The organism is Candidatus Woesearchaeota archaeon (assembly GCA_003695435.1).
Classification (GTDB): Archaea; Nanobdellota; Nanobdellia; order Woesearchaeales; family UBA11576; genus J101.
The window spans coordinates 1-20085 of the sequence record RFJL01000030.1 but is presented as its reverse complement, the minus strand read 5'-3'; the positions used below and the strand labels follow the sequence as shown (position 1 = coordinate 20085).

At 40.8% G+C, this 20085-nt stretch carries 26 protein-coding genes; 17 read left to right on the top strand and 9 right to left on the bottom strand.

Annotated features, from left to right (window positions below):
• The first annotated feature begins 61 nt into the window (after window positions 1-61).
• The 11 genes from lysS to D6774_01990 all read left to right on the top strand — a co-directional run bounded on the left by lysS (window position 62) and on the right by D6774_01990 (window position 7562).
• A complete protein-coding gene (gene lysS, locus D6774_02040) occupies window positions 62-1636 on the top strand; it encodes a lysine--tRNA ligase (GenBank protein RME78190.1) in 1575 nt (524 codons plus the stop codon).
• Window positions 1637-1772: 136 nt separating this feature from the next.
• Window positions 1773-2165 carry a hypothetical protein gene (locus D6774_02035; GenBank protein ID RME78189.1) on the top strand — a complete coding sequence of 131 codons (393 nt, stop codon included), beginning with the start codon at window positions 1773-1775 and terminating at the stop codon, window positions 2163-2165.
• A complete protein-coding gene (locus D6774_02030) occupies window positions 2166-3215 on the top strand; it encodes a RimK family alpha-L-glutamate ligase (GenBank protein ID RME78188.1) in 1050 nt (349 codons plus the stop codon). It begins immediately after the preceding gene.
• Window positions 3216-3344: 129 nt separating this feature from the next.
• Window positions 3345-4010 carry a diphthine--ammonia ligase gene (locus tag D6774_02025; GenBank protein ID RME78187.1) on the top strand — a complete coding sequence of 222 codons (666 nt, stop codon included), beginning with the start codon at window positions 3345-3347 and terminating at the stop codon, window positions 4008-4010.
• Complete coding sequence (locus D6774_02020) at window positions 4007-4540, top strand: hypothetical protein (protein RME78186.1); 534 nt, start codon at window positions 4007-4009, stop codon at window positions 4538-4540. The genes D6774_02025 and D6774_02020 overlap by 4 nt, the downstream gene beginning before the upstream one ends.
• Before the next feature lie 319 nt (window positions 4541-4859).
• The gene (locus tag D6774_02015; protein ID RME78185.1) at window positions 4860-5246 is read left to right on the top strand and encodes a hypothetical protein; all 387 of its coding nucleotides are present in this window, start codon (window positions 4860-4862) and stop codon (window positions 5244-5246) included.
• 12 nt (window positions 5247-5258) lie between these two features.
• Window positions 5259-5816, top strand: a complete 558-nt coding sequence (locus D6774_02010; GenBank protein RME78184.1) for a DNA-directed RNA polymerase — start codon at window positions 5259-5261, stop codon at window positions 5814-5816.
• Window positions 5816-6010: a DNA-directed RNA polymerase subunit E'' gene (locus D6774_02005; GenBank protein ID RME78183.1), complete on the top strand. Its 195-nt coding sequence runs from the start codon at window positions 5816-5818 to the stop codon at window positions 6008-6010. The genes D6774_02010 and D6774_02005 overlap by 1 nt, the downstream gene beginning before the upstream one ends.
• Before the next feature lies 1 nt (window position 6011).
• Window positions 6012-6404 (top strand): hypothetical protein, encoded by a 393-nt coding sequence (locus D6774_02000; GenBank protein RME78182.1) that lies wholly within the window; start codon window positions 6012-6014, stop codon window positions 6402-6404.
• Between the two features lie 2 nt (window positions 6405-6406).
• Window positions 6407-6586, top strand: coding sequence for a 30S ribosomal protein S27ae (locus D6774_01995; GenBank protein ID RME78181.1), 180 nt, complete (start codon window positions 6407-6409; stop codon window positions 6584-6586).
• Window positions 6587-6641: 55 nt separating this feature from the next.
• Window positions 6642-7562 (top strand): hypothetical protein, encoded by a 921-nt coding sequence (locus D6774_01990; GenBank protein ID RME78180.1) that lies wholly within the window; start codon window positions 6642-6644, stop codon window positions 7560-7562.
• Between the two features lie 58 nt (window positions 7563-7620).
• On the opposite strand, the gene D6774_01985 is transcribed toward D6774_01990, so the two are convergent.
• The 4 genes from D6774_01985 to D6774_01970 all read right to left on the bottom strand — a co-directional run bounded on the left by D6774_01985 (window position 7621) and on the right by D6774_01970 (window position 10420).
• Window positions 7621-8535: a hypothetical protein gene (locus tag D6774_01985; protein RME78179.1), complete on the bottom strand. Its 915-nt coding sequence runs from the start codon at window positions 8533-8535 to the stop codon at window positions 7621-7623.
• A gap of 68 nt (window positions 8536-8603) precedes the next feature.
• Entirely contained in the window at window positions 8604-8918 is a 315-nt protein-coding gene (locus D6774_01980) for a 50S ribosomal protein P1 (GenBank protein RME78178.1), read from the bottom strand.
• Window positions 8919-8933: 15 nt separating this feature from the next.
• Window positions 8934-9773 carry a 50S ribosomal protein L10 gene (gene rplJ / locus D6774_01975; GenBank protein RME78177.1) on the bottom strand — a complete coding sequence of 280 codons (840 nt, stop codon included), beginning with the start codon at window positions 9771-9773 and terminating at the stop codon, window positions 8934-8936.
• Complete coding sequence (locus D6774_01970) at window positions 9773-10420, bottom strand: 50S ribosomal protein L1 (GenBank protein ID RME78176.1); 648 nt, start codon at window positions 10418-10420, stop codon at window positions 9773-9775. Before D6774_01970 ends, rplJ begins: the two co-directional genes overlap by 1 nt.
• A gap of 167 nt (window positions 10421-10587) precedes the next feature.
• Here D6774_01970 and uppS point away from each other — a divergent pair, with 167 nt between their 5' ends.
• Window positions 10588-11277 carry a di-trans,poly-cis-decaprenylcistransferase gene (gene uppS / locus D6774_01965; protein ID RME78175.1) on the top strand — a complete coding sequence of 230 codons (690 nt, stop codon included), beginning with the start codon at window positions 10588-10590 and terminating at the stop codon, window positions 11275-11277.
• A gap of 89 nt (window positions 11278-11366) precedes the next feature.
• On the opposite strand, the gene D6774_01960 is transcribed toward uppS, so the two are convergent.
• Complete coding sequence (locus D6774_01960; protein ID RME78174.1) at window positions 11367-11630, bottom strand: DNA-directed RNA polymerase subunit L; 264 nt, start codon at window positions 11628-11630, stop codon at window positions 11367-11369.
• Between the two features lie 179 nt (window positions 11631-11809).
• Here D6774_01960 and D6774_01955 point away from each other — a divergent pair, with 179 nt between their 5' ends.
• From D6774_01955 to D6774_01945, 3 genes are all read left to right on the top strand, one after another.
• Complete coding sequence (locus D6774_01955) at window positions 11810-12430, top strand: DNA methylase (protein ID RME78173.1); 621 nt, start codon at window positions 11810-11812, stop codon at window positions 12428-12430.
• Between the two features lie 16 nt (window positions 12431-12446).
• Window positions 12447-14324 (top strand): DUF11 domain-containing protein, encoded by a 1878-nt coding sequence (locus D6774_01950; GenBank protein ID RME78172.1) that lies wholly within the window; start codon window positions 12447-12449, stop codon window positions 14322-14324.
• Between the two features lie 213 nt (window positions 14325-14537).
• Window positions 14538-15083, top strand: coding sequence for a hypothetical protein (locus tag D6774_01945; GenBank protein RME78171.1), 546 nt, complete (start codon window positions 14538-14540; stop codon window positions 15081-15083).
• 43 nt (window positions 15084-15126) lie between these two features.
• Here D6774_01945 and D6774_01940 read toward each other — a convergent pair whose 3' ends face one another.
• The gene (locus D6774_01940; GenBank protein ID RME78170.1) at window positions 15127-16332 is read right to left on the bottom strand and encodes a hypothetical protein; all 1206 of its coding nucleotides are present in this window, start codon (window positions 16330-16332) and stop codon (window positions 15127-15129) included.
• A gap of 54 nt (window positions 16333-16386) precedes the next feature.
• Between D6774_01940 and rlmD the strand changes: the two genes are divergently transcribed.
• Together rlmD and D6774_01930 are read left to right on the top strand one after the other, a co-directional pair.
• The gene (rlmD, locus tag D6774_01935) at window positions 16387-17604 is read left to right on the top strand and encodes a 23S rRNA (uracil(1939)-C(5))-methyltransferase RlmD (GenBank protein ID RME78169.1); all 1218 of its coding nucleotides are present in this window, start codon (window positions 16387-16389) and stop codon (window positions 17602-17604) included.
• A gap of 23 nt (window positions 17605-17627) precedes the next feature.
• Window positions 17628-17969 carry a hypothetical protein gene (locus D6774_01930; protein ID RME78168.1) on the top strand — a complete coding sequence of 114 codons (342 nt, stop codon included), beginning with the start codon at window positions 17628-17630 and terminating at the stop codon, window positions 17967-17969.
• A 51-nt stretch (window positions 17970-18020) separates the two neighbouring features.
• Here the strand turns inward: D6774_01930 and D6774_01925 are convergent, their stop codons facing one another.
• From D6774_01925 to D6774_01915, 3 genes are all read right to left on the bottom strand, one after another.
• Entirely contained in the window at window positions 18021-18344 is a 324-nt protein-coding gene (locus D6774_01925) for a hypothetical protein (protein RME78167.1), read from the bottom strand.
• A complete protein-coding gene (locus D6774_01920) occupies window positions 18337-18858 on the bottom strand; it encodes a hypothetical protein (GenBank protein RME78166.1) in 522 nt (173 codons plus the stop codon). The genes D6774_01925 and D6774_01920 overlap by 8 nt, the downstream gene beginning before the upstream one ends.
• A 613-nt stretch (window positions 18859-19471) precedes the next feature.
• Window positions 19472-19702, bottom strand: a complete 231-nt coding sequence (locus tag D6774_01915) for a hypothetical protein (GenBank protein ID RME78165.1) — start codon at window positions 19700-19702, stop codon at window positions 19472-19474.
• Window positions 19703-20085: the final 383 nt, after the last annotated feature.

Sequence of the window (20085 nt, the reverse complement as noted above, 5' to 3'; positions counted from 1 at the left end):
TTTTTTCTTTTCTCTTCTTTCTCACAAGGTTTAAAAAAGGCATGTGCTCTTTAACAAACATATGGATCAAAACCCACAACCGTACCACTGGGCAGATTATGCAGCCTTGCAAGTCATCAAAGAATTCCCTGATGAAGAAGTCTACACCGTAGCATCAGGTGTAACGCCTTCTGGAATGGTGCATGTGGGTCATTTTAGAGAGCTTATCACCTCTGAACTCGTACGCAGATCACTTGAAAGACTCGGAAAAAAAACGAGATTCATTTATTCCTGGGATTCTTACGATGCATTCAGAAAAGTACCTTCTAACGTTCCAGAATCGTGGAAACAGTACTTACGTCTTCCTAATGCGCAAGTTCCAGATCCTTTTGGGGAGTGTCACGAAAGCTATGCAGAGCATTGGATGCAATTAGCGGAACAAACATTGCGCGTATTTAATTTTCCCGTTGAATATCAAAGGCAACATAAGATTCAAACATCAGGAGAATACGCAGAAGACATTAGAAAATATCTACGTAAAAGAAAGGAAATAAAGAAAATACTTGACAAGTTTCGCAAAGAACCTCTTCCAGAGTCTTGGTTCCCTCTTACTGTGTACTCGGAAAAAACAGGAAAAGACACTACAAAAGTTCTCTCTTACGACGAAGAATATACTATTGAATACGAGTGTGAAGAAACAGGGTTTAGAAACACTATAGATTTTAGAAAAACACCTATTGTAAAACTTCCTTGGCGTCTTGATTGGCCAATGCGATGGGCGCATTACGGCGTGTGCTATGAACCGGGAGGAAAAGACCATTCCACTCCAGGAGGAAGTTATGATACTGGAAAACAAATTGTCAAACTTGTCTCTAATCGAAAAGCTCCCGTTTATACATTCTACAACTTCGTAGGTATGAAAGGGTCTGGAGGAAAAATATCAAGCTCTTCAGGAAAAGGAGCCACGATGAAAGACCTCCTTGAAGTATACACTCCTGAGCTAGTTATGTACCTTTTCGTCGGAACAAGACCTCAAGCAGAATTTTCCATCAGCTTTGATACTGATGTTATCAAAATCTATGAAGACTATGACAAACTCGAACGTCAATACTATGGTATTGAAAAAGTGAAGGATGAGAAAAAACTCAACCAATACAAACGCATCTACGAACTCTGTCAGATAAAAGACATACAACCCTCAATACCATATCAACCAGGATTTAGACACCTCACCACAATTATCCAAATACATGAAGGGGAAGTTGAAAAAGTCATAGAGTACTTCGCATCACAACTTCAAAACGACTTTGATAAACAACGACTTTTAGAACGTGCGCGTTGCGCAAAGAACTGGCTCGACCACCACGCAAGTGAAGAATTTATCTTCAAAGTACGCAAACCAGGACCTGTAGATATTCCCCAAGAGTATAAAGAAGTCTTACATCAAGTAGCTCAGAAACTTGATGAGCGAGAATGGGATGAAATTTCCCTTCATGAAGAACTCTACATTCTTATAAAAAACGCCAATCTTGACATAAAAGAATTTTTCCAAGCAGCTTACAAGGTTCTCATAGGAAAAGACAGGGGACCAAAGCTTGCATCGTTTATTCTAACGATAGGAAAACAGCGTGCAAAAGAATTACTCCTTTCCTGCTAAATTGAACTGAATAAAGCGTTAAAAGTCTTTAAAATTGATTTTTACGTGGTAATTGTCCTTTTCAAACTTTTTAAAGCGTTTTTAGGTCTTTTTCATACTCGAAACCTATAAAAACCCCTGCCAGAGATGTGAGAATATGTTTCCCAGATTACGCTCGGGGCAAGATATCACGGTTCAATACTCCGGAAAAACCGTTATCGGACTTATTGAACGCGTAACACTCAAAGGGCCCTCTGGAAAGAAAAAAACAGTTCTTGCACGAATAGACACAGGTGCAACAAAAAGCTCAGTTGACATCAGACTCGCAGCAGACCTTGAGCTCGGACCCATCTTACGTTCAACAACAGTAAAATCAGCTTCAGGAACTGGTGTGAGACCAATTGTTCAAGCACACATCAACATCAAAGGAAAACAACTCTCTAACGGATTCACTCTTGCAGACAGATCTCACATGAAATATCCTGTACTTATTGGTCAAGATATTCTAATCAATGACTTTCTCATTGATCCAGCAAAGGAGGCGGACTAAATGCGAGCAGCACTTCTCTCTTTAGGATCAAAGAGCAGCAAGATCACAGCGCAAGCAATGAGGAAATATTTCACAGATGTTGATGAACTCAACATCAAAGAAGTTGAAGTAAAACTCTCATCAAAAGGACCTGAAGTGCTCTACCAAGGAAAGCCACTTCCCGACTATGATTGCATGTACCTTAAAGGCTCATTCAAATATGTACAAATTCTTCGCAGCGTAACTTGTGTTCTTCAAGAAAAAACCTATGTTCCTATTCCTGACTACGCATTCACCACAGGTCATGATAAACTGCTTACCCAACTTGTTCTTGATCAGGCAGGAGTTCCCATGCCTACAACATACATCTCAAGTTCAACCAAAGAAGCAAAACGTATTCTTGATCGAGTCTCCTACCCCATAGTTATTAAATTTCCCCAAGGAACGCAAGGAAAAGGAGTAACGTTTGCCGAGAGTGTTTCATCAGCAAAATCAATTCTTGACGCGTTTGCATCACTCAACCAACCAGTAATTGTGCAAGAATTTGTAGAGACTGGCGGAGAAGATATTCGCGCATTTGTCGTCGGAGGAAAAGTAGTGGCTGCAATGAAACGCAAAGCACTTGAAGGCGAAAAAAGATCAAACATACATGCTGGTGCAAAGGGTGAAAAAGTAGAACTTGATCTTGAAACAAAACAAATAGCAGTTAAAGCAGCAAAAGCACTCAAACTAGATATTTGTGGCATAGATATTCTCAAAGGTCCCCAAGGACCAAAGGTAATTGAAGTAAATCTCTCACCAGGGATTCAAGGAATCACAGAAGCAACAGGAATTGATGTTGCTAATAAAATCGCAAAACACCTCTATGACGCTACAAAATCATTCCACAGCACAGAAAAAGTGGAAGGTGAGGATGAAGACATACCCAAAATCGTAACGTCCATAAGTTACTCAAAAGGACAACTTAAAGTACCTGAGTTAATAGGGAAGTTTGCAGGTATCGCAAAAGACGACGAAGTTACCATTTCTTCCGGAAAGAGAATGATTATCATCTCCAAGAATGCGCGATAATTCATTTGTCGTTCATAGTTCATTCTTTTAGTTTAATCTTGTCACTCTGCTTAACACAAGCACTCTCCTGCACATCTGCTCCTTGGATATAGATGAGTTTATTAAGAAGCATCTTAAAGAACATCATAGATGAAATTAGGCGTCTTATGTTCGGGAGGAAAAGATAGTTTACTTGCAGCGTATCTCGCACATAAAGAGGGATACACTCTTTCCTGTCTTATCACTCTTTCCTCAGCAAATGAAGCAAGTTACATGTTTCACACGCCCTCAATAACTAAAGTAGCAAAACAAGCACAATCAATGAACCTCCCCCTCATTCTCCAAAATACAAGGGGGGAGAAAGAAACCGAGCTTGAAGATCTCAAAGAAGCAATAAAAAAGGCAAAAGAAGAGTTTGGTATTGAAGGTGTGGTTACCGGCGCAGTTGAATCAGTCTACCAAGCATCACGCATACAGAACATCTGCAACGAGCTCAACCTTGAATGCTTTAACCCTCTTTGGCAAAAAGATCAACTTGAACTCCTAGAAGATCTACTGCGCTTTGGGTTCAAAGTCATCATTACAGGTGTAGCAGCATATCCTCTGGATGAAACCTGGTTGGGAAGAGAAATTAATTCAACGTTTATCAAAGAAGTACGAGATCTCCAAGAAAAATTTCATATCAATCCTGCGGGAGAAGGGGGGGAGTTTGAGAGCTTTGTGCTGTACTGCCCGCTCTTCAAAGAACCACTAGAAATCAAAGACAAAAAAATATTTGGTTCGGGAAATTCGTGGCGCATGGAGGTGGATCTATGAGTGGTGTGCTCATCTTGAATCTTTGTAAAGAGCCTCTTCACTTCTACGAATTTGTAAAACCTGTTGAAGACATTCTCAAAAAAGAAGGTATTGCATTCAAAACAATTCCATTCAATCAATTCACCTCCTCGAGCGCGTGTGATAAAATTATCATCTGCGGAACGTCCTTGAAAGACGATCATTACCTTGATCTAGACTTCTCATGGATACGCTCAACAAGCATTCCTATTCTTGGTATCTGCGCGGGTTGCCAGATGATCTGCCTATCCTTTGGAGCACAGCTCAAAAAGCAGACCGAAATAGGATACTACAAAGAAACTTTCGTAAACCCCTTCTTAGGATTACGCGGCGAGCAAGAAGTCTATCATCTGCACAACAAGTACGCAACACTGCCTAAAGATTTCATCTCTTTTACAGAGTCTAAGATTCCTCAAGCAATCAAACACCAAGACAAAGAGATCTATGGTGTTTTGTTCCATCCAGAAGTGAGGAATAAAGAGATGATTTTGGCATTCACAAAGCACAGGTAATTTACACTACTTGTAGGTTTCTTTTTAAGCGCGTTGGTAAACTATTTATACTTGGTATGCCTTACTATCGTATAGGGTTGAAAGGGGGTGATCGCTATGAGGCGACTCTTACACACACAAGTAAGAGAGGATGTCCTTAGCAGCGACGACTTCTACACCGACTATGAGGACCTTCTCGACCAGGATGAAATCTCTGCGCAAGAGGAGGCATTCATGCGCGGCTATCAAGCTGCCTATGAGCACTAAGGGGCTACACTGCAAAAAGGGGTTGGGGTTTATTCACCCTACCTTTTTTATATTCTTACATTGTTGAGTTCCTATGCTTACTGTTATCATTGACACAAATTTTTGGTTACTCCCGTTTCAGTTCCATATTGATATTGTAGAAGAGATTAAAAAAGCAGTTTCGGGCCCTTGCACTCTTTCATATATTGATAAAACAATTGATGAACTTGAGTATTTGATAGAACACGGAAGCCCTACGGAAAGACGCGCTGCAAGACTTGGATTTGATATTCTCAAGCAATCTTCTGCAATTCCCATAAAAACCGACAAGCTTTTAAATGTCGATCAGTTGATCGTAAACACCGTAACAGGGCCGGATTTTGCCGTAGCTACTCAAGATAAGGAGTTAAAGGCTAAAATAAAGGCAAAGAACGGTCGCCTTATCGTAATGAGGCAGAAAAAACGAATAGAGCTCATATAGCGGTGAAAAACAGTGTTTTACAAAATAAAAGTCAAAGACCACATTCGCGTACCTCCAAAAGAATTTGATATAGAACGCGATCAAGCAATCATCAATCGTATTAAAAAGAAATACGACGGGTACATTTCAAACGAGCTTGGCGTTGTTATTGATGTTGCAACACTTGATCAAGTAGGTGAAGGAAAAGTTATTCCCGGAGATGGTGCAATATACTACGACTGTGAATTCACCCTCCTCACCTTCAAACCAGAACTCCAAGAAGTACTCATTGGAAAAATCAAAGACATTGCAGACTTCGGAGCATTCCTCTCAATCGGTCCGATCGAAGGAATGGTACACGTATCCCAAACCATGGACGATTTTGTCTCCTTCTCCAAGGAGAAAGTCCTTACTGGAAAAGAATCTGGGCGTGTACTTAAAGTGGGAGATAAATGCCGAGCACGACTTATCGCAGTATCCTACAAAGATCCCACCTCTCCAAAACTAGGCCTTACCATGAGGCAAGAACACTTGGGCAAACTTGAATGGATTGAAGAAGCACGCAACAAACAAGCTGAGGCAAAAGAATAATGGCTAAGAAAAAAGTATGCAAGAGCTGTAGAGCACTCTATGATGCGGGACTTGCAGAATGCCCCTTATGTGGATCAAACCAAACTGCGACAAGCTCACACGGGAGGATTTACGTTTCAGATCCTGAAAAAAGCTTCGTAGCACAACAAGTAGGAATCAAACGCGCAGGCGAATATGCAATAAAGGTACGATAACATGAACATCACAAAACAACGAGAAACACCACTCTTAGGACGCACACGAGTAACTGCTCTTGTTGAGAACGAAGGTCCAACACCTTCACGACACACTATTCAAGATTCCCTCGCAAAAGAACTCAAAGTAAGCAGGGAGAACATCATCATTAAGCATATCTTTCCACGTTTTGGAAGCCAAGCAGTTAAAGTTATTGCACACATCTACAAAGACCCACAAAAACTTAAGAAGCTCGAAAACGAATACCTCCTCAAAAAACATGAAAGACCCGAAGAAGAGACGCCCGCACAGGAAGAACAAGCTCAAGCTCCAGCAGCGGAACCAGTAGAAGAAAAAGCTACAGAAGAACAACCCGCAGAAGAAGCAGAAACTCAAGAACAAAAGGGTGACTAAACATGGGAAAAAAAGCGAAAGGAAAACCAAGAAATCGTCAAGTTCACACACAATACGAATCAGGAAAACTCAAAAACAAGGTCTGTCCCAAATGCGGACCGGGCTATAACATGAGCGCTCAAAAAACACGAAGCCACTGTGGCAAGTGTGGATACGCTGAAAGCTCAAAAGCAGCAGAGTAAATCTAAATACTTTTTCACACTCATGTTTTTATAGACGTTTTTTCTACGCCTCCTTATGAACAGAGGAGACCGCCTACAACCAACCCCTCGAGTCTTTGTAGCATATGCGCGTTCAGGACCTCTTCCAAAAAAAAGAACGTATCAACAAGATACCTACCAGCTCATTCTAGAATTAAGTAATAATCCTGATAAAAAACCTTCCTTGTTTTATACGCGCAAGTACTTTCCAAAAATTCTTGAACACTGCTACTACGCAATAAGAGAGCATCCCTTTAATCTAATTTATCCTTATTTAAAATTCAGTGAGACGCTAAGTATTGCAACCTGTCTTTCAAGCAATCGTAGAAGTGATCACTTTTACACTTTCAAAAAACGAGTGCGTGAGATCCAACAAGAAGTCTCTCTAGAGGACCAACTTTTCACCATCATACGTTTTGCAACAGGAGAAGAAGCACCTCTTCCGTACAACGCAACTAATGGGTTTAGTCTTCTTAACCTTGCAGGAGAGCTCTCACGAAAAAACCTCGATGCTCATAGACGTGCAGTGCACTGCGCATCACGACCTGAACAACGCGATCAAGCACAAAGACAATGCGAAGAGTTAGAACGCACAATAACGCTTGTTGAAAGACTCAACGAATACCCCAAAGGTCACCTTCGCGACAGACTACGACAAGTACCAGAACAAGCAGTTCAAGAATTCATAAACTCCCTTTATCGCAAGCCTCAGCATTATATCTGGAATCATGACAAAGGATTTGAATCAGGCACACCGCTTCATTTCACCCCTCGAAGAAATGCAAGAAGTAGTAAAAAAGTACTTGCGTTTGCGCGAGAACTTGCAAAAGAATGGTCAACATTTCCTACAACGTATGTGAGCGCTCCTTTATCAAAAGAGTATAAGGAGAAACTTCGTCGAGAACAAGAAGGAGATCCAAGACAAGGAAATCTCTTCACGTGGAAGATTCCTTTCTAAACACGTGTTTCAAACCGTTGAAGAACCTTTTATTCTTTTAGTGTTTGTTCGAATGCGCTTACTTACCCGCAGCCTGCATAAGAAGAAGATCTTCCGTAGTGAGTTTTTGACCTTTTTTGAGTTTTTCCTCAACACTCTTAGCGCCTTCCTCAACTTTTTTCTTCTGTTCTTCTTTTACCTTTGCATCTTCTTTACGTTTAGCTGAAGATTGTTTTTTCTTAGAAGGGATACGTTCTTCTTCTGGAAGTTGCTTGCGATACGCTTCGTATGTTGCCTTGGCTAGAAGAAACTCTTTTTCAAGTTCTTCTTCAATAGGGCGCAATCTGCGAAGCTCTTTAGAGGCAAACAATAATTCCTCATGTTGTTCTTGAGATGTCTTAGCTTTATTCTGAATTTTTTTGTGTATCTCGTCAGCTTTTGCCTTGAGTTTTTCAAGCTCAGCACTTTTTTGCGCGATTTGCTCAAAAATCTCAGAGGTGTCTTTGAGCTCTTCAAGTTGCGCTTTCTTCTCTTTGATAAGTTTCATCAACTTTTGCTCATCTTTAAATGAAACCGCGCCAGTTTCTATACGAAGTTCCATATCTTCAATCTGTTTTTTAATCTTAGCGGGGTCAAGTTTCACTCCGGTTTTTTTAGAAATGCTACGCGCTTGTTTTTTAAGATCACTTAACTCCTTTGTTTTTTCTTTAACAAGCTCGTTAAGCTCTTCTCTGCGTGCTTTTGCATCCTGAACTTGTTTAGTATAATTATTCCTACGTGATTTTGCTTTTCTGAGAATGGTTAGGTATTCGCGAACCTGTTTTTGAAGTTCTTGACGCTTCTTGAATAATTCTTCTTTTTTCTCAAAAGCCTCTTTAACTTTAGCCTTAAGAGCAGTAAGATCAGAAATCTGTTCTACTTCTACTTGAGGAAGCTCAATCTCTTTTTTAGGAGCGGAAACTTCCTGTGTTGTTTGTTGTTCTTCTTGCGTCATTGATAAGCAGTGGCAGAGGAAGGCAGAGCCTTCATGCCAAGGTTAGTTTAAAATAATTTAATTCGGATTTATCCGAAAAGAGCGCCAAGACCTGCAGCAGCTGCGCCGTCGTCTTTCTTCTCTTCTTTCTTTTCTTCAGCTTTAGCTTCAGGTGCAGCTCCAGCATCTCCTCCTGCAGCAGGTGCAGCAGCAACGGGAGTAGCAACAACAGCAGCTTTTTCAATAGCTTCGTCGATGTTTACTCCTTCAAGAGCGGCACAAAGAGCTTTTACTCTTGCTTCATCAACAGTGACACCAGCAGCTTCAAGCACTTTTTTTACTGAAGCTTCATCAATCTTTCCACCAGCTTTGTGGATAAGCATTGCAGCATAAACGTATTCCATTTTTTTGTCCTCCGATTATTGTGATAGTTGTTGTACCGCGTTTGCCTGTCGTTGCGCTTTTGCAAGGATCTCTTCAACAACTCCTTTTTCAAGGATGTTGCATTCAAGAGCTAAGCTTCGCGCATCAGCATGCGCATTTTGTACCATGAGTTCAGTGGTCGCATCAGTAAAGATGCCTGCTTCCATCGCAAGATTAAATGCCCAGCGATGACCTTGAGTGATGTTATCTAGGTATTCTTGTTCATCAACGCTTAAGATGTTTTTATCATAAATCATACCATCTTCGTAAGCGCCAGTAATAGTCATTCCAATTTGCATGGGCTCAATTCCTAGACGGGTAAGGATACCTGCTAGTTCTTCACCCACGACGTCACCTTCCTTAGCCACAAGAGAGTCTTCTTTGATGACTACTTTACCGCCTTCAATTCCTGCCTTGATTTTGAACTGTCCTAACTGACCAATGATTGGTCCTGGAGCAAATCCGGTAGGTCCTGCAGGAACGATAATATCATTAGGAGCAACTTGTCCTCCTTTAATGGGTGCACTTGATTTGTTTTTTTCAAGTGTTTTGTAAAGGCTGAAAGGATTTTCATGAGTGCACATAATTGCAGGCATACCTTTAAGGTAGTCTTTGAGTTTTTCAAGACCTGGTTTGGTTTTTGCAGCTTCATCAATTGCAATATTGAGCAATCGCCTCTTCGTCATTTTTAAAATAACTTTTCCTCGAAGAGACTCTCTCATTCTCTGAACTGTTTTTGAGGGAAGGTTTTCCATGTTTACCGCTGCGATAACAGGATACTCTTGCATAAGCTGAGCAAATTCAGCTACAATTTTCTTCTTTCTCTCTTGTACCATCAGATCATCACCGGTTTGCTCATCGTTAGTTTGAGCTGAGCGTTCTTAATGTTATTTTCTTCTCGAGGAAGTTTGTGCGCAACTGCGTTGTACACTGTAAGGATGTTTTCCACAAGCTCGTCTTCGTTTTGGTTTTCTTTTCCGACGAGTGTCTGCACTGATAGATGCGTTTTTGCTCGGGCACGCACAGTTCTTCTTAGACGCTCTACAAGTGGCTCAAGATTTGCTTTTGGTGGAACGACAAGTCCTGCTTTGGGATTGGGCATTTTTTGTCTTGGTCCAAAGACTCGCCCAAAGGTCTGAGCAACTTTTGGCATCACTGTTGCCTGAGCAATAAAGTAATCATACTCCTCTGCGAGTTTTTTAATGTCTTTTTTATCAGTATAGGATGCAAAGTCATCAACAAAGATTACTTTGTCACAGACTTTGCTTGCGTGTTCTCTTAATTCAGGTCCCACAAGAGCACAGACCTTAATGTCTTTTCCAGGACTGTGCGGAAGATCAATGAAAAGGTCCACTTGTTCATCAGGGTTCTTAATGTTAAGATCCTTAAGGTTGATAATCAATTCAACGGACTGAGTGAAATTACGCTTCTTAGAATTCTCTTTAAGCTTGGATAATGCTTCTTTGACTTGTTTTGCTTCCATGATTATCTCTCCTCCCTCCTAATCGTCCACTACGGGATCGTTAGTTCGCGGGAATAGGTTGAGTTCTGTATGTGCAGACCTCCAAGGGGGTTTATAAAAGTTGTGGGTTTTTAAATAATATTTATAAATGAGGGGTGTTGAAAAAGACTTAATCGGGTGGTATATGAATGCATGTCGCAGTTATTTTGGATGGAAATCGCAGATTTGCAAAAAGACTCCTCAAAAATCCTTGGGAAGGTCATGAATACGGCGCACAGAAGGTAAAGAATCTATGTGAGTGGTGTTGTGAATTGGGGGTTACGGAGCTTACACTCTACGCGTTTTCTTGGCAAAACCGTAACCGACCAAAAACAGAGTTCAATTACTTAATGAAGATCTTCTCTTCCTTTGTTGACGAAGCGCTTGAAGAAAATTCACTTATTTTTGAGCGTCGCATTCGCATCAACCCTATTGGTCGCTACGCACAAGTCTTTCCAGAAGATCTTGTTAAAAGACTAGACCAACTCAAGGAGCTTACTCAAAAGTTTGATCGTTATACACTTAACATTGCTCTTGCCTACGGCGGACGCGAAGAAATTGTTGATGCGGTTAAAAAAGTTGGACGCATGATAGAGGCGGGAACCATTAGAGATGAAGAAATAAGTGAAGAGCTCATTGCATCACAGCTCTACCTATCATCAGAGCCAGACATCATTATTCGAACAGGGGGAGATCACAGAACATCTAATTTCCTTGCTTGGCAGAGCATTTATTCCGAATGGTTTTTCATTGAGAAAACCTGGCCAGAGTTTGAACAAGAAGATTTACTTGAGATTCTTGAACAATTCTCACAACGAGAACGAAGATTTGGTAAGTAACCATTCAAACGTTCTTTTTCACAAAAAGATCTAAACGTGGCTTTTTGTAGAGTTTCTAATCGTGGCTCGCAGAAAATCAAGAAGAACAATTATAGCTTTTTTACTTCTTTTGCAAGCTCGTCAAGATCTTTTTTCAGTTGCTCTGCTGCTGCCTTGAGCGCTGCTCTAGGGTTATCAGCTTCAACAACAAACGTAGGAACTCCGGTGAGTGGGTGATCAACGTTGTATCCTGCAACCTTAACACCTTTTTGCTGCCAGAGTGCTGATTTAAGCGCATTACAGAACCCGTGACCTTCTCCATGAAGTTCAAAGACGAGTCTGCCTTTCTTATCTTCAATAACGTTGATTTCCATATGTCTTCCTGGATTTGCAGTGCTTTATAAAGCTTATGGGTTTGATTTTCTCATAGCAACTCTTCGAGTGATGTTCAGGTCAAACCATATCTCGGAGCGCATCAAGCGCATCATATCTGCTTTTGAAACCCGCTTGAAAATCTATTGAGTTTATTAATCACCGTTCTTGTATTCTTACTATGCATATCTCCAAAAAATCACTTGCCGTTGAACTTTCACGTCTCAAAACATTTACCTCGCCCAAAGTGGTTCTAGAACAATACCCCACGGATTCTGAAGCGGCTGCAACAGTCTTATGGGCTGCGTACATGCGAGGGGACATTGAAGATAACATCGTTGCAGACCTTGGGGCTGGAACAGGTATTCTAGGAATTGGAGCGTATCTTCTTGGCGCAAAAGGTGTGTATTTTGTTGAAAAAGACCCTGATGCGATTTGTGATCTCAAAGAGAACCTTGCACGCATACAACTTGACGACAATTATACTATTCTGGAACAAGATGTTTGCGACGTGGATATCACAGCAGATATCGTCCTACAAAATCCTCCATTTGGAACACGTAAGGAGCATGCAGACAAACTCTTTTTAGAGTGCGCAAAGAACATCGCACCAATCATCTATTCAGTTCACAAAACATCCACACTATCTTTTGTAAAAGCGTGGGCAAAAGACAACAACTACGCAATAACTCTTCAACTACCTCTTCACATCCAACTCAAAAAGCAATTTCCCCATCAAACAAAAAAGATTTCTCGTGCAGATGTCACCGTTGTGAGACTGGAAAAGATTAAAAATAGTTGAAAAACTACTAACAACCATGAGGTTGACCTACTACATTCTCATCATTTTGTGCATTCTGAGCACAAACGCGGTCGTTGCAACTACTCTTTTTGAGGGCGAGAAACTTGAAAACGAATTCTTCACCCTTGAAGGCGAACAAATGCAATTTGATTACTACCCTTCTGCCGAGCGCATCTCTTGGAACGCATTTGGCACATGGACACAAATTGACAAAGGAGAATGCAAAGTTATTCAAAAATTTGACATTTGTTTTGAAGCTGTGGGCGATACGGTAGAGGATGAAGAGAAGGGAACGCGTTACCTCATCGAGCTTACTATATCAGATCTTGCACCTAAACTTAACGTAGAACTTGAAGCGGATGATGAGAGAGTAGATATTGATCAAGAAATTGAAATAACTGCCACAATCACTAATGAAGGAAACTCCGCTGCAACAGGTGTAACGTTCACCATGAACTTCCCATCAACAGTAGAGGTACTTTCCTCAACTGCTGTTAAAAATGCGAATACTGTAACGTGGCAAGGAAACCTGGATCCTGGAGAGGAAAAAGAAATTATCACCACGTTGGAGCTTGAAGAGTTTTCTGACTTCTCAGTACAAGCAGAAGTTACAAGCACAATCAACGCAAAAGCTTCCAAAGTACAATCAAACGTTCTTGACATCAGTGTGAATCTTCCTTATGAACTTGATATGGACTATTCCGATACGACGCTTAAAAAGAATGATTTTTTTGACCTTGAACTCTCCCTTGATAACACCGGAGATGATGTTATTGAGTTTAATGACCTTGTTCTTTCATATCCTTCTGCAGTTAAGCTCATCTCTAAACCGTCCGGGTGGATTGAAGTGGATAATGAACTCAGGCTCGACAAGACTTTTGAGCCAGGAGATGATGCAAGTTATTCCTTTACATTCCAAGCCCTTGCAGATGGCGAATATAAAATGAATATCAGCGCTCATGCAGAACTTCCGGACTTTGACATCAACTCAGTCTTTAGCCAAGACATCACCGTTCTTTCAAAAGACGTAGTAGCAACAATTGAAGTTCCGGATATGGTAAAAGAGCTTGAAGACTACGTAGTCAAAGCGACTCTTGAGAACCTTCTTGACGAGGATGTTCTTGTAACCTATGAACTCTCTTCTGATGCATTTATCAACATCTACAAGAAAACGCTTTCCATAGATGCGGGGGAGAGTGTGGTAATTCTCGACCAACACTTCAAAGCACCAGAAGTGGATGCTTCAAAAGACTACGTGGTAGTTCTTGAAGTAACTTCTGGCACGCAGACACAAACAATCACGAAAACATTCACCGTAACTCCTCGCAAAGAACTCCTTGAATTCAGAGAAGAGGTAGACGTTGATGGGGATGAGGCTTATGTCGTAGTCTATGCAAAAAATCTTGATATGAAGGAACTTGAACAAGTAGAGCTCATTGATGAAGCGCCTTCCCCTGTTAAAATCACAGGGACGCGGTTTGCAGAGTTGACGTTACCTGTGGGTGAGACGAAAGTGTACGAATACTTCGTACGCTCTGAAGATGGAGAAGATGTGACCATCACTCATATTGCTAATGTTGACACTGACGATGGCCTCTACGTGCTTGAAAAACAATTCACTCTTTCCTTTAATGCATCTTCGTCGGTAGAAGATTCCAATGGAGCGGTCGAAGAGGATGAAATAGGCGCAACAACTACAAGAGATGATGAAGTTGCTGATAAGGAACTTGATTCTACAAGGAGTGAGGGTGCTACAGGAGAAGATACCAAGGGAGTTTCTGATGTTATTTCAAAACCGGATCAAACCTCTCGGGAAGAAGATGATGTTCCTAGAGGGTTTTTCTCAAGTTTTCTTGAGCGCGTTACTCATTTTTTCTCAACAATTTTTGGGTAACTTGCTCTCTTGAATGTGGAGTGGGACTTTTTTTGAACTTGCGTGCCAGGGTGGGGTTTGGTTGTTTTTTCCCCGGCATTGTTCTGTACTCACAAAAATCTGTCAAAGGGAACAAACGGAAATAAGGGAAACTTATATAAAGGAGGGGGGAGTTACGCTACGATAAGGCTTAAATACGCCATATACACAGCGAATGATTGGGGGTAGTAACACATGAAAAAAGAGGTAGCAGTAAAATTAGATGAAGCGCTTAAAGCATCATTTGACAACGTCAAATCCCATTTCTTAGAAATCAAAGATGAACTAGATGACCATTTCATTGCAATCAATGAAAACACCGAAGAGATTGCAAACATCACCGACTACTTAGCAGATCTTGAAGGACGTGTAGATAAGCTTGATGAGAAAATGTCACAAATCCACTTTATGCTCTCACAACTCGTTAAACAAACCAAAGTTTCCATAAAACTCACCAAAGAAGAACAAAAAGCATTCCTTGTGCTCTTTACCTACGATTCTTTTGCAGATCTATCATCAATAGCACGCAAAGCAGGTCTTAGCACTCAGAAAACTCAAGAAGTTATCATCTCTCTTGTTGATAAAGGAGTTCCTATTCACAAAGAACACGTCAAAGAAATGCAACTCTACAAAATGGATGCAGAATTCAGAGATCGTCAAGCAAAAGAACAGATTGTTGTTATTGATGAAGACATTAAACAACAATATAAAAACACCCTGCTCAATCAATTCTTTGAATAATTTTTTTCAATACTTTTTCCAACAACTTCTTAATCAAACAGATTCAATAAATCTGCAAGTCTTCTTGAAACTCTTGCACTGATTGTTCTTCTCGTGGGTCTTCAACTACGTTCTCATTTGCAAGAGGGAGATAGAAATCAAATCGTGCCCCCCCAAGAATAGGAACATTAACCAACTCACCACCATTACAACGAACAAGTTCACGCGCATGCCACAATCCATAGCCCGTTCCGTTTTTCTTACCTGTATAATTCTTCTTGAAGATTTTTTCCCTTTGTGAACCTGTGATTGTTGGTCCATCGTTACGAATACGAATGGCTACCATAGACTCATCAGAAAAATTGTCAAGAGAGGGATTGGGCTTTTCCAAACGTATATCGAGGGTAGTAAGAGCAAAGTCAAAACTATTTTCAATAACTTTTGTAAGTGCCTGACCTGTAAGGTGAGGATCTACGAAAATCTTAGGATTGTATCCATAAGGTCGATAAACATGTACTTGTGCAGTAGTTTCAAGTGAGAATTGTTCTAACACTTCTTCAAGAAGTGAGAGAGCAGAAACACTCTTGCGTTCGGGAACAAGCGTTCCTCTCTCAATAAGGCCGATAAGTCGTGAGTATTCGATGACATCCAAAGCACGCTGAGAAGATGCCAGAATTCTTTGGGTGTATTCAATTACTTTTTGAATAAAATCTTGCGTATGGGCTTTTTCGCTTTCAAGCAACTGCGCATAACCATACACGCAAGTAAGGGGTGTTCTTAACTCATGAACTAGGTGGTCGGGAATTCTCTTTGCAGCATTTGCTTGGTGCGCTTCGTAAAGCGTTCTTGAAGCAAGACGAGTAATTGGTTGGAGTTTCTCTGCAAGCTCATAGGAAAAAGGCTTGCGTGAGGCAAATTCAAGAACTCCTTGGAGTTCCTGTTCATATGCAAGGGGAATGAACAACGCACAATTTACCTCTCTTCTTGCATATTCTCCTTTATTAAGATACTTTACAAAGGGGTTGTTCGCAAGATCGTTTTCCACTAGAACTTTTTTGCTTGAGGCAACAAGAGAAACTAGCCCCTCTCCCAATGCATAGGTAAGATCAAACATATCCTCGCTGTGATTATATCCTGCAACCATTTTCGAATGTCCTTGTTCTAGATCATAAAGTGCTGCAAGATCGTTTTCACGATCAAAAGACGCTGGTAAAATAGCTACTGCTGCATCTATGATGTCGCGTAGTGTTTCATTCATGAGGGGGGTCATACAATCAACGCCCAAAACATCCCTTTTTAAATCTACCTGTTTTTAGGTTCTGCTATGGTGCGCATAGAGCAACTCAACAGCAAAGCAGAGGGTGTTGCAGGAAACATGAAAATTCTGTACGCGCTCCCCGGAGAAGAGGTTGAAAGCAAGCGCTTTGGAAAAATTCGCAGACCAACTAACATACTCAAACCCAGCAAACACAGAGTTGAACCTTTTTGCAGGCATTTTGGGACTTGTGGGGGTTGTGCTTTGCAACACTTAGAGTACGCAGAACAAGTAAAGTGGAAAGCAAGTAAGTTAAGCACTCTTTTTGAGCGACCTGTGGAGGTCATCCCATCCCCTAAAACAACACATTATCGCAATCGCATGGACTATGTGATGCATCGCAATAGCATAGGTCTCAGAGAACGAGGTTCCTGGAAATTTGTCGTGGACATAGAAGAATGTCCGATTTTTGCACAAGAACACATTCTCAAAAAACACTCTTCGTTTTTACATTCCCTACCTTCTTTTGATCTTGTCAAAAAAGAAGGTGTGTTCAAATACGTCGTGATAAGGGGATCTGGCGATGATTTCGCAATGATTTTTTGTTGTACCTCAAAGGGACGCGAGTATATTCACGCCATTCTTGAAGCATTAACAGACGTTCCCAACATCGCACTTACGTTTAACGATGGTGTGGGAGATATTTCCATGGGTGAAGAGCTTGAAGTCATCAAAGGTAATGAATATTATATTGAGCACATTGGGGAGTATGTTTTCAAGGTGCCACTCAATGGATTTGTACAACCAAACCCCTTCCAAGCAAAACTGCTTTACGACCATATTAAGTCTCTTGTTGATAGCGATGAAGTGGTGGATCTCTTCTGTGGGATGGGAAGCATTGGCATTTACTGCTCTCCAAAAAAACTCTTTGGCATAGAAGTAGTACCTCAAGCAGTTAACTATGCACAAGAAAACGCGAGAGCATATGGTGTTAACGCTCACTTTGAATGCGTTGATTTGTATACTTCTCCGACACTTCCAGGAGAGGATCCTCTTGTCATCGTTGATCCTCCTCGAGAAGGTTTGGGCAAAAGAACGATCAAACTGCTGTGTGAGCAAAAGCCACGCAAGATCATCTATGTGTCGTGCAATCCTCACTCTTGCAAACAAGATTTGGAGAAAATGGCAGAATTCTACACTCTTAGAAGCATCAAAGGGTTTGATATGTTTCCTCACACACCTCATGTTGAGGTCGTAGTGGAGCTTACTTCAAAGCAAGGAATATAAACAGGCGCTGTCTGATCGAGCGTATGACTACGTATCTTTTTGTCTACAACGCGGATAGCGGTTTTTTTAATACAGTTAAAGACACCCTTCACAAAGTGGTATCGCCTAAAACCTATGAGTGTAACCTGTGCAAAATCACCTACGGTCCGATAAGTATGAAAGCGCGTTGGAAAGCGTTTATTTCTTCTCTTGATGCACAGTTTTTACATAAGGATGAGTTTGAAAAACACCACCCTCCAGGAAAGTATCCTTGCGTGTACAAACAAGAAGGAGAAAAACTCACTTTGCTTATCTCTCAAGAAGAGATGAATGCCGTAAGAGATCTTGATGAACTTATCACTCTAATGAAAAAGAAGTTGAAGTAAATACTTACTTTTTGTGTTCTGATTCTGGTATTTTTTCAAAAAACCTTCTTGTTACTTGAGATGTATAAGGAAAGCGGTGCTCAGGTTAGTCCTTTTGCTTGTTGTATGGGATATTTTTGGTAAGTTTTTCTTGGAGGGGTTGGTTAGGGTTGTAGGGAAAGTATCTTGTCGGTTGTGGAGGTGAAAAAACTCACTTTTTGTGTTGTGATTTTGTTCTTTTCCCGACATTTTTTTACCGAATGGCGTCGCTATTATTCCGACATCAACGACCGCAAACGCCGACTCTTTTTTTTCGTTTACAGCCTGATTGCTTTCTTCATGTTGTCGGTCTTTTTCTTCCGTGTTCCAATAAAAATGATAAAAAAATTTAAGCAACAATCGTACCTTCTTGGCGGGTTTCAAGATTTTGTTGCCTTGCTGCTTGAGAAATTTTCTCGTTCTTGATGAGTCTTTGCAGTTCAACAATGTATTTGTGCGTTAATTGCAGGTTTTGCTGAATCTGAACAGTTGCACGCTCAAATGCTTGTTCAAGAGTGGATCCATTAAGCCTATATCCAATTACTACTTTTCCTTGTGTGATATAAGACGTCTTGGTGATAATTGCAAGATTCGTCCACCGTTTAAGGTAATCATACATGGTTTGTCTTGTAATTCCTGCGTGATAGCCCATCTCCTCGACGGTCATCACTGCTTCTTCAGGACGCTTGGTCCGATGTGCAATCTTTGCACGCTCATAAAGCTCTAAAAGAACACGGTGCATTTTATCAGTGGCGCCTTTTTTCTTGGGCTCTAATCCGATACGCGCCATGATGACTTTTGCAAGCTCTTCTGAATCTGGATTCATGCTTGCTTCCACACTTTTCAAATTAAACTGTTTGAATTCAATCACCTCTTTTTTGTTTTTTTTGTTTGTTTTTGTTTTCTCTTTGTCGCCATGATGGCGAAGATTGTTGATATGGTGGGTTACACTATTAGTATAAAAAAGTAGTGTAGTACTGCATTTCTCGACGAGAAAGAAGTAATTTTTGATTATATTTTTTTAGCAGAATTGTTTTAAGACGTTTTACGCGAAGATCTTTGTTTCAAAGGGTGAAACGTAGGGTGTTCTTGGCTGTTTTTTTTCTCTTTTTGCATGTTTGAATTATTTTCGGGATTATCCCGATTTTTGATTTTGAGACTTTTTTTCAAATTCTGGGATTATCCCATAACGCTTCAAACGATTCTGGGATGATGCCGTACTCTTTGGGATGTTCCCGACATTTTTTTCAAAACGAGTTTGGGGGGTCTGAAATGAAGAACCAAGGGGGAACAAAAAAATGTTTTAATCGAGGGGTTCAGAGGTGGTTTTGGGCAGGTCTTCTGGGTTTTTACCGACACCTACTACTAGTATACACAAATGGTGTATTTTTTAGGCACGGTGGCGTTGTGTCTCTTCGCATGAAAAGATTATAAAATGTAAGAAATGACTAAAAGATTTAGTTGCCTATGTTCTTTGTTTTTCCTTACTCTTTTTCACCAAGAAGCTGAGTGAGCACAATAGTTACAACAACGGTAACTGCGGTTACGATGATTGCTGCCCAGGTGAGCCCCGCTGCTCCTGCAGCATCTGCGTAAAGGGGTTTGAGCCAGGCAGTAATTGCGTCTTTCCACACAAGTGCGGCAACAAAACCAAGCGCTGCAACCATCAAGGTGAGCGTTTGAGACTTTATTTCTTTAACAATTTTTTTGGCCATGATTTTTTTATGAGGGGGTGTTTCTTAAATGTGTGCATTGGGGGGAGTGATTTTGTTGTTGGATCTCTCCTGACGTCTGTCGAGATTTTTCAAATAGGTGTTCGGCATATTCGCATCTTTTGTCGAGATGTTTTCTTAGTGTCGGGATTATTCCAGAATAGTGTGGTGAGAAGTGAGCGTTCTTCAAAGAGTATCAAAAATAGTAGTTAATGATTAGATATTCTGAGCAGTATATAAAGGAATGTCCAGAAGTTCTCTCTGAGTCGTTCTCTTTGTTGGAGCGAAGCGGTAAAGCAATGATGCTGCCTGTGCAAGAAATGCAACACCCAAAGGAAGGGCTGCCGCAAGAGGAATGGTTGAATGATCCTCAAAAAAACCATAAG

Bases quoted from the DNA above. Each gene is read 5' to 3' on its own strand.
- lysS (RME78190.1), top strand. From the start codon at position 62: ATGGATCAAAACCCACAACCGTACCACTGGGCAGATTATGCAGCCTTG.
- D6774_02035 (RME78189.1), top strand. From the start codon at position 1,773: ATGTTTCCCAGATTACGCTCGGGGCAAGATATCACGGTTCAATACTCC.
- D6774_02030 (RME78188.1), top strand. From the start codon at position 2,166: ATGCGAGCAGCACTTCTCTCTTTAGGATCAAAGAGCAGCAAGATCACA.
- D6774_02025 (RME78187.1), top strand. From the start codon at position 3,345: ATGAAATTAGGCGTCTTATGTTCGGGAGGAAAAGATAGTTTACTTGCA.
- D6774_02020 (RME78186.1), top strand. From the start codon at position 4,007: ATGAGTGGTGTGCTCATCTTGAATCTTTGTAAAGAGCCTCTTCACTTC.
- D6774_02015 (RME78185.1), top strand. From the start codon at position 4,860: ATGCTTACTGTTATCATTGACACAAATTTTTGGTTACTCCCGTTTCAG.
- D6774_02005 (RME78183.1), top strand. From the start codon at position 5,816: ATGGCTAAGAAAAAAGTATGCAAGAGCTGTAGAGCACTCTATGATGCG.
- D6774_02000 (RME78182.1), top strand. From the start codon at position 6,012: ATGAACATCACAAAACAACGAGAAACACCACTCTTAGGACGCACACGA.
- D6774_01995 (RME78181.1), top strand. From the start codon at position 6,407: ATGGGAAAAAAAGCGAAAGGAAAACCAAGAAATCGTCAAGTTCACACA.
- D6774_01990 (RME78180.1), top strand. From the start codon at position 6,642: ATGAACAGAGGAGACCGCCTACAACCAACCCCTCGAGTCTTTGTAGCA.
- D6774_01985 (RME78179.1), bottom strand. From the start codon at position 8,535: ATGACGCAAGAAGAACAACAAACAACACAGGAAGTTTCCGCTCCTAAA.
- D6774_01980 (RME78178.1), bottom strand. From the start codon at position 8,918: ATGGAATACGTTTATGCTGCAATGCTTATCCACAAAGCTGGTGGAAAG.
- rplJ (RME78177.1), bottom strand. From the start codon at position 9,773: ATGGTACAAGAGAGAAAGAAGAAAATTGTAGCTGAATTTGCTCAGCTT.
- D6774_01970 (RME78176.1), bottom strand. From the start codon at position 10,420: ATGGAAGCAAAACAAGTCAAAGAAGCATTATCCAAGCTTAAAGAGAAT.
- uppS (RME78175.1), top strand. From the start codon at position 10,588: ATGCATGTCGCAGTTATTTTGGATGGAAATCGCAGATTTGCAAAAAGA.
- D6774_01960 (RME78174.1), bottom strand. From the start codon at position 11,630: ATGGAAATCAACGTTATTGAAGATAAGAAAGGCAGACTCGTCTTTGAA.
- D6774_01955 (RME78173.1), top strand. From the start codon at position 11,810: ATGCATATCTCCAAAAAATCACTTGCCGTTGAACTTTCACGTCTCAAA.
- D6774_01950 (RME78172.1), top strand. From the start codon at position 12,447: ATGAGGTTGACCTACTACATTCTCATCATTTTGTGCATTCTGAGCACA.
- D6774_01945 (RME78171.1), top strand. From the start codon at position 14,538: ATGAAAAAAGAGGTAGCAGTAAAATTAGATGAAGCGCTTAAAGCATCA.
- D6774_01940 (RME78170.1), bottom strand. From the start codon at position 16,332: ATGACCCCCCTCATGAATGAAACACTACGCGACATCATAGATGCAGCA.
- rlmD (RME78169.1), top strand. From the start codon at position 16,387: ATGGTGCGCATAGAGCAACTCAACAGCAAAGCAGAGGGTGTTGCAGGA.
- D6774_01930 (RME78168.1), top strand. From the start codon at position 17,628: ATGACTACGTATCTTTTTGTCTACAACGCGGATAGCGGTTTTTTTAAT.
- D6774_01915 (RME78165.1), bottom strand. From the start codon at position 19,702: ATGGCCAAAAAAATTGTTAAAGAAATAAAGTCTCAAACGCTCACCTTG.